We start from the raw sequence: 8340 nt of genomic DNA on the forward strand, positions 1-8340 counted from the left end.
CGTGCGCGGCCCGGCCCAACCGAGACCGTTTCTCTGGCGCAAGCCAGAGTAGCGTGTCTTGGGCGGGAGCACCCCCGCCGCTGGGCAGGTTTAACCGGGCAGGCTTAACTGGACCGACTTAACCGGGCAGGGCTTATTTTTCACTGTGAGGCCACTGAAAAGGCGCATCCGGAACCCATCGGGGCAAACTGCGCGATGGGGGGCAAGCCTGTCAGATGTGCCACACGCGCCGATCTGACTGCATTCACTGAATTTTTGCTGCGACAATCGCTTGCTGCGCGCTGCCAGATCGGTGAAACTGCCCGTTGGCTGAAGCCCCGCCCCGGAGTGTGGCGGGTGCGACCCTGACATAGTGGATCTGTATGTTTCTCTTTCAATCGGGTGACACCACAAGCGCCATTCTGGCCTTACTGATCGTCCTTGGGATGTTCGTGGCCTTCCTGCGTGAAACCTACCCCACCGAGGTGGTGGCCATTTGCGGCGTCTCGCTCATGCTGATCACCGGCGTGCTGCCCTACGCAGAAGCACTGCCGGTGCTGGCAAACCCGGCACCATGGACCATCGCGGCGATGTTCCTGATCATGGGGGCCTTGGTGCGCACGGGCGCATTGGATGCCTTCACCTCAGTGGCCCGCAAAAAGGCCGAGGTCAGCCCAAAGATGGCAATCGCGCTTTTGATGGGTTTTGTGGTGATCGCCTCGGCTTTTGTCTCCAACACGCCTGTAGTGGTGGTGATGATCCCGGTCTTTATCCAGATCGCGCGCACGCTCAATGTATCGCCCTCCAAGATGTTGATTCCGCTGTCTTATGCCGCGGTTCTGGGTGGCACGCTCACCTTGATCGGCACCTCCACCAACCTGCTGGTCGATGGGGTGGCCCGCGCGCAGGGGCTGAAGCCCTTCTCGATCTTTGAGGTCACGCCCCTGGGCATTGTAGTGGTCACTTGGGGGCTGATCTATCTGCGCTTTATCGCGCCGCGCCTGCTGCCCGAACGGGACAGCATGGCGATGATGCTCTCGGATCGCTCCAAGATGAAGTTCTTTACCGAGGCCGTAATCCCCCCCGACAGCAACCTGATCGGACGCGAAGTCACCGGCGTGCAGCTCTTTAAGCGTCCCGGCGTGCGGTTGATCGACGTGATCCGGGGCGATGACTCCCTGCGCCGCAACCTCGAAGGGGTGGAGCTTCAGGTGGGTGACCGCGTGGTTCTGCGCACCAAGATGACCGAACTTCTGAGCCTGCAACGCAACAAGGAACTGAAGCGCGTCGATCAGGTCTCCGCGGTGGAGACCAAAACGGTCGAGGTGTTGATTACGCCGGGCTGCCGTATGGTGGGCCGCAGCCTTGGCGCCATGCGTCTGCGCCGCCGCTACGGCGTCTATGTGCTGGCGGTGCACCGGCGCAATCAGAACATCGGCGTGCAGCTCGACGATCTGGTGGTGCGTGTGGGCGACACCTTGCTTTTGGAGGGCGCGCCGGGCGACATCCAGCGCCTCGCCGCCGAGATGGACATGGCCGATGTCTCCCAGCCCACGCAGCGCGCCTATCGGCGCAGCCATGCGCCAGTGGCGGTGGCCGCGATGGTCGGGATTGTGATAGCCGCAGCCTTTGGCCTTGCGCCCATCCTGATGCTGTCGATCCTTGCGGTGGCGCTGGTGCTGGCAACCCGCTGTATCGACGCGGACGAGGCATTTTCCTTTGTCGACGGGCGTTTGTTGGCGCTGATCTTCTCCATGTTGGCCATCGGGGCCGCACTTGAAAGCTCCGGTGCGGTCAAACTCATCGTCAGTGGGATCTCGCCTCTGCTGGCGGATTTGCCGCCATTCTTCCTTGTCTGGGCGGTCTATCTGCTGACCTCTGTGTTGACCGAACTCGTCTCAAACAACGCGGTGGCCGTGGTGGTTACGCCCATTGCGGTGGGGCTCGCTCAGGCGATGGGACTTGATCCGCGCCCGCTGGTGATTGCGGTGATGATTGCGGCCTCGGCCTCCTTTGCCACGCCCATTGGCTATCAAACCAATATGCTGGTCTATGGCCCCGGCGGCTACAAGTTCTCGGACTTCCTGCGGGTGGGCATTCCGCTCAATCTCTCGATGGGATTGCTGGCCTCGGCGGTCATTCCGCTGTTGTGGCCCCTCTAGGCGCCTAAACGCTGGGATGCGCGCCTTTTCGCGCATCCCACCTGCATGTTTTGCAATTCCCCTTGCGACGGAACCCGCCGCTTCCCACGTTTATCTCACGAGACAGACAAAATTGGGAATGGGACCCATGAAGACAACCCGAAGAGCATTTATCGCCGCCGTTCTGGTGGCAGCCTCCGCCATTGGAATAGGGGCGCAGACCCGTGCCACGGAGCCTGCGAAACCACCGCTTGCCAATACCGAATGGACGCTAAGCCAGATTGAAGGCGAGGCCCCGCTGGAAGGGCGCGGCCTCGATCTGAGCTTTACTGAGGATGGCCGTTTTGGCACCAGCGCCGGATGCAACCGCTTTATGGGCGAAGTGGAGATCAAAGGCCGAGAGATCAGCTTCCCGGACAAGCTTGCAGGCACCATGATGGCCTGCCCCGAAGGACTGGCAGAGCAGGAAGAAAAGGTGCTCTCGCTCCTTGCACAGGTGACCAGCTACCGCATGGAGCCGAAGGCCTTGATCCTGGTGGATAGCAAGGGCAGCGAGCTGTTGCGCTACAGCCGCGAAATCAAGAAAGACAGCCTTATTGAGACCAGCGGCTAAGACATGTGGTCAGGAGGGGTGCTTCCTGACCCGCTCTGCGCTTCGGTCAGGAGTTGCCGACGCTCGCGTTGCCTGACAGCTCGCTTCGCACTGTCATCAGGATCTGGCCCAGCTTATTGAAACCGCGCCCATCCGGGCCACAGCCCCAATAGGCATCCATCGGCGCATTTTCAATCAGAGGTGCCTCCCCGGTGCTCAGAAGGAGCTGCCGGGGGGCCGCGTGGGTCTGGAATTTGCACCTGACAGCGGTAAGCATGATGTCATCCTTGACCTCTTCCCAATCCGCGCGCAGCGGTATGGCGCGTGTCATGCCAAGGGATTTGGCCGCTTTTGGCTTATGGCTGCGGCGAATGCGTTCGCGGTGATCGGCGTCATGAAACTTCATCGCCTGAAAGTAATGCTCCACCGTGCGCCATCATGTGCCGTCAAACGCCACACCATAGGGCGCAAAGTTTGAAAACTCCGCGTAAGGGTCTGTTTGGGCGTAAAAATAGATGGGTTCCGGGTGTAGGGACATCGGAATTGAGTATCTCATCACAGGGGCATAGCGCCAGCCAAAGATGCGCTCAACGGGCGTGCAATCATTTCTAGTATCGGTCAGGCGATCTGATCCGAGCGTCCGGCTTGCCGACCGGAAAACAGGCAGCCGCCCAGAAATGTGCCCTCCAGCGCGTTGTAGCCGTGATAGCCGCCGCCCCCAAACCCCGCCGCTTCGCCCACCGCAAACAAGCCAGGCAGTGGCGCGCCGTCTGCGCCGATCATCTGGCTGTCCAGCGTGGTGTGCAAACCGCCCAGTGTTTTGCGGGTGAGGATACTCAGCCGCACCGCAATCAGTGGCCCGTTGGCGCGGTCCAGCAGTCGGTGCGGCTTGGCCGTGCGAATGAGCCGGTCGCCCCGGTAGTTGCGCGCCGCATGGATCGCCTGAATTTGACGGTCCTTGGCAAAGCCATTGTCGACCTGCGCATCCCGCGCCTCGATCTGTGCCCGGATATGCGCTTCATCCAGCACCACATCGCCGATCTCATTCATGCCCCGCACCAGATTAGAGAGGGTCTCCGCCACCACAAAATCGGCGCCGTGTTTCTTGAAGGCTTCCACCGGGGCCGGGGCCTTGCCGCCGGACAACAGCCGCGCGCGCAGCACCTCGGCCCATTTGCCAGAGGTGAGGTCCGGGTTCTGCTCGGAGCCGGAGAGGGCGAATTCCTTCTGGATGATCTTCTGGCTCAGGATGAACCAGCTGTAATCCTGCCCGCTCGCCAGGATCGCCTTCAGCGTGCCCAGCGTGTCAAATCCCGGCAGCGCCGGATCGGGGAGCCGGGTGCCATGGGCATCAAACCACAGGGATGAGGGGCCGGGCAGGACGCGAATGCCATGGTTGGGCCAGATCGGGTCCCAGTTCCTCAGCCCCTCGCAGTAGTGCCACATGCGATCACCATTGATGATATGGCCGCCTGCGGATTGCGCTACCTTCAGCATGCGCCCGTCTACATGTGCAGGCACGCCGGAGACCATGCGGCTGGGCGCGGGGCCAAGGCGTTCGGTGGGCCAGTTGGCGCGCACCATCTCCAGATTGCCGCCGATGCCGCCCGAGGCCACAATGAGCGAGGGGGCATAGACCTCGAACTCGCCCACCTCCTGCCGGTTGGTTTGTGCGCCGATGGGGCTGGTGTCTTCGGCCAGCACCTCGCCCGAAACGCCTTTGATCTGGCCGCCCTGCTGGATGATGTGGCTGACCTGATGGCGAAAGCGCGCATCAATGCGACCTGCGGTCATATGCGCCTCAACGCGCCGGGCAAAGGGGGCCACGACGCCCGGTCCGGTGCCCCATGTGATGTGAAAACGCGGCACCGAGTTGCCATGCCCCTCGGCGCGACCATCGCCGCGCTCGGCCCAGCCCACCACAGGAAACCAGCGCAGGCCGAGACTGTGCAGCCACGGGCGCATGTCGCTGGCGGCGAACTCCAGATAGGCCTTGGCCCATTGCCGGGGGTAGTCGTCCTCGGGGCGATCAAACTGTGCGCTGCCCGCCCAATCCCGCCGCGCCAGATCAAGGCTGTCGCGAATGCCCATGCGGCGCTGCTCGGGCGTGTCGATCATGAATAGCCCGCCAAGGCTCCAATGCGCCTGACCGCCGAGGAAATGGGCAGGCTCCTGCTCCAGAAGGATCACCCGCTTGCCCCGATCTGCCAGCTCATTTGCGGCCACCAGCCCCGCCAGCCCGGCTCCGATCACGATGACATCGGCGCTGTTGTCTCGATGCGCGGCGGCCATGGCGTTCCTCCCCGATTGGCAATGCCCTTGGGTCTGAGCCTAGGCGCAAGGGGCCGCGCCGCGCAATCCTTGCGTGTAGAGCTGCCGTGAGGGTACGCAGTCCGGGCGCAGTGAGCGAAAACGGACAAGCCGGATTATGCGAAGTGTTGGTCAGAGGTTTTGCGCCGCACCTTGGTGCGTCGCGGGGGGCGGGGCCCAACGCTTTTGGAGGTGGCTTTGCCGCATCCATAAAGGGGCGGGAGCCCCCCCCTCCCTCGTGTGGTTTTGATCAGAGCGGCCAGAAAAACAGGATTGCGGGGATCGACACGGCGATCACGAGGATCTCCAGCGGCAGCCCCATGCGCCAATAGTCGCCAAACCGATATCCTCCCGGCCCCAGTACCAGCGTATTGTTCTTATGCCCGATGGGGGTCAGAAACGCCGCCGAGGCCGCCACGGCCACGGCCATCAGGAAGGGATCGGGCGAGACATCCAGCGCATTGGCCATGGAAATCCCCACCGGGGCCGCCACAATTGCCGTGGCCGTATTGTTGAGCACATCCGACAGCGTCATCGTCACCACCATCAGCACCGTCAGGATCGCCCATGCGGGCATCCCCGCCGTCAGATCCACCAGCCCATTTGCCAAGAATTCGGTGCCGCCCGATTTCTCCAGCGCCTGTCCCAGCGGGATCATCGATCCCAAGAGCACCACCACCGGCCATTCCACGTGGTCATAGATCTCTGCCACCGGCAGGATTTTCAACAACACATAGCCGATCGCCACCAGCCCCAGTGCAATTGGCAAATACACGAGCCCCACCGAGGCCGCCAGAACCGCCGCCGCAAAGAGACCAATGGCCCACCATGTCTTGTCATTTGCCGTCACCGAAAGGCCGCGCGCCGCGAGCGGCAGACAGCCCAGCCAGTCTGCCACTTCAGCGCCGCGATCACGTGGGCACAGGATCAGCAGAATGTCACCCGCTGCCACTTCGGTCTGGCGCAGGTGCTTTTTCAGCCGCTCGCCCTGCCGGGCGATCCCCAACAGAACCGCGCTTTGCCGCCACGCCAGCCCCACGGCCTGGGCACTGCGGCCAGCAATGCGGGAATGTTCTGGCACCACCACCTCGATCAACTCCAGCCCATCGCCTGCGGCCTTGAGCTTTTCTTCGCGCGCCGCGTCCGAGAAATCGAGTTTCAGGGTGGTGCGGAACTCATCCAGCGCCTCGGGCGTGGCCTCCAGCACAATGGTATCGCCGGCCTGCAACAGCGCGCCCGAGGCGCGACCATAGCGGCGCTGGCCGCTCCGGATCAGTCCAAGAATGGCCACATCGGCCTTCTCGGCTTCGGTATCCAGACTGCCGAGCCGCTGGCCGATCAGCTCAGATTCTTCGGGCACGGTGAGTTCCGCCACATAGGGGGCAAGCTGGCTCTCGGTGGCGCCTGCCGCGCCAGAGCGGTCTGGGATCAGCCGCCAGCCCACCAGCGCCACAAAAGCCAGACCCGCCGCCGCCGCCGCGAGGCCGACGGGGGCAAAGTCAAACATCTTGAACGGCTCGCCCAATGTATCATGACGGATCGTGGCGATGATAATGTTGGGTGGTGTGCCGATCAGCGTGGCCATCCCGCCAAGGATGGTGGCAAAGGACAAGGGCATCAGGCTTTGCCCCGGCGCACGTCCCGCTTTGCGCGCGGTCTGAATATCCACCGGCATCAACAGCGCCAGCGCCGCCACATTGTTCATAAACGCCGAGAGCACCGCACCAACGCTGCCCATCAGGGCAATATGCGCCCCAAGCGCGCGGCTCTGGTCGACCAGCGTGCGGGTGATCAGATGCACCGCTCCGGATTTTACCAGCCCTGCTGAGACCACAAGCACCAGTGCCACCACCAATGTGGCCGGATGACCAAAGCCCGCAAAGGCGTCTTCGGTCTTCACCAGCCCCAGCACCACCGCCACCATCAGCGCGGCAAACGCCACCAGATCATAGCGAAACCTGCCCCAGAGCAGGAGGCCAAAAACGGCGGCGAAAAGGCTGAAAAGCAGGGTCTGGTCCAATGTCATGCGGCCACTCTAGCTGCTGGCGTGGCGCTGACAAGGCGTTGAAATGAAATCCGCATCAATCGGCCCATGCCTGTCAACGCCACCGCGCGCAAGTCGCAGATTGAGCCTCTGGGTTTCTATCCTTTGCGGGATAAAACCCCTTGGCTCTGCGTGATCGCCGGATGGGTATTGCATCGCGATGGCTCCTCTGCCTGCCCGACCAGATCAGCAGAAAATCCACTAAAGACCAAGGCTTGGCGCAACAGACCCTGCCTTCTGAGCAATGCATCGCGCGTCAGCCTCATGCGGTCTGAGGGCCTCCCCTCAAAGCCCTGCCTTGAAAGCCTGTGCGCTCCGGGGCTATATGAGCGCCAGTTTCTGAAATCAAAACACAGGATGCACCATGGCAGGCCATTCCAAATGGGCAAACATCCAGCACCGTAAAGGTCGCCAGGATGCTGCGCGGTCCAAGCTCTTCTCCAAACTTTCCAAAGAAATCACCGTCGCCGCCAAGATGGGCGACCCGGACCCCGAGAAAAACCCGCGCCTGCGTCTTGCTGTCAAGGAAGCCAAGTCGAACTCGGTGCCCAAGGACGTGATCGACCGCGCCATCAAAAAGGCCACCGGCGGTGACGCCGAGAACTACGACGAGATCCGCTATGAGGGCTACGGCCCCAACGGTGTTGCGGTGATCGTCGAAACCATGACCGACAACAAGAACCGCACCGCCTCCACTGTGCGTTCGACGTTTTCCAAGAACGGCGGCAACCTTGGCGAGACGGGCTCCGTGGGGTTCATGTTCGAGCGCAAGGGCGAAGTTACCTACCCGGCTGAGGTGGGCGATGCCGACACCGTTATGATGGCCGCGATCGAGGCCGGTGCCGAGGATGTCGAAAGCTCCGAGGACGGTCACGTGATCTTTTGCGCCGACACGGACCTCAATGAGGTGTCCAACGCGCTTGAGGGGGAGTTGGGCGAATCCGAGAGCACCAAGCTGATCTGGAAACCGACCACCACCACCGAACTGGATCTGGAAGGCATGCAGAAGCTGATGAAGCTGGTCGACGCGCTTGAAGATGACGATGACGTGCAACGCGTCACCACCAACTTCGAGGCCTCCGACGAGGTGATGGCGCAGCTCTGATCCGACCGGATCACGCGTAGGATGCGACGGCTCCGACAGCTTTGGTCGGGGCCGTTTTCGTTCTGTCTCTGGCCTACTGGTCTGAAGGCGATCTGATCAGCCTTGTTTGAGGTTTTGCGCTGCGCCTCGCGCATTGCGAGGGGGCGGGGGCCCCCCGTTTTTGGTTATC

The 8340-nt window shown here is 62.3% G+C and carries 6 protein-coding genes; 3 read left to right on the forward strand and 3 right to left on the reverse strand.

The genetic code is table 11. The annotated features are described in order from the left end of the window. The first annotated feature begins 362 nt into the window (after window positions 1-362). Window positions 363-2141: an SLC13 family permease gene (locus UB90_RS22280; protein WP_009177180.1), complete on the forward strand. Its 1779-nt coding sequence runs from the start codon at window positions 363-365 to the stop codon at window positions 2139-2141. Window positions 2142-2268: 127 nt separating this feature from the next. Beyond that, complete coding sequence (locus tag UB90_RS22285; RefSeq protein WP_065325755.1) at window positions 2269-2733, forward strand: META domain-containing protein; 465 nt, start codon at window positions 2269-2271, stop codon at window positions 2731-2733. A gap of 46 nt (window positions 2734-2779) precedes the next feature. Here the strand turns inward: UB90_RS22285 and UB90_RS22290 are convergent, their stop codons facing one another. The 3 genes from UB90_RS22290 to UB90_RS22300 all read right to left on the reverse strand — a co-directional run bounded on the left by UB90_RS22290 (window position 2780) and on the right by UB90_RS22300 (window position 7048). Beyond that, on the reverse strand, window positions 2780-3139 hold the full coding sequence (locus UB90_RS22290) for an NADAR family protein (RefSeq protein WP_227512095.1): 360 nt from the start codon (window positions 3137-3139) through the stop codon (window positions 2780-2782). A gap of 191 nt (window positions 3140-3330) precedes the next feature. Continuing rightward, window positions 3331-5004: an FAD-binding dehydrogenase gene (locus UB90_RS22295; RefSeq protein WP_065325756.1), complete on the reverse strand. Its 1674-nt coding sequence runs from the start codon at window positions 5002-5004 to the stop codon at window positions 3331-3333. A gap of 268 nt (window positions 5005-5272) precedes the next feature. Next, on the reverse strand, window positions 5273-7048 hold the full coding sequence (locus UB90_RS22300) for an SLC13 family permease (protein ID WP_065325757.1): 1776 nt from the start codon (window positions 7046-7048) through the stop codon (window positions 5273-5275). A 382-nt stretch (window positions 7049-7430) separates the two neighbouring features. Between UB90_RS22300 and UB90_RS22305 the strand changes: the two genes are divergently transcribed. Beyond that, a complete protein-coding gene (locus tag UB90_RS22305) occupies window positions 7431-8171 on the forward strand; it encodes a YebC/PmpR family DNA-binding transcriptional regulator (RefSeq protein ID WP_005665681.1) in 741 nt (246 codons plus the stop codon). Window positions 8172-8340: the final 169 nt, after the last annotated feature.

This window comes from Tritonibacter mobilis (assembly GCF_001681715.1).
GTDB classification, from domain to species: domain Bacteria; phylum Pseudomonadota; class Alphaproteobacteria; order Rhodobacterales; family Rhodobacteraceae; genus Epibacterium; species Epibacterium mobile.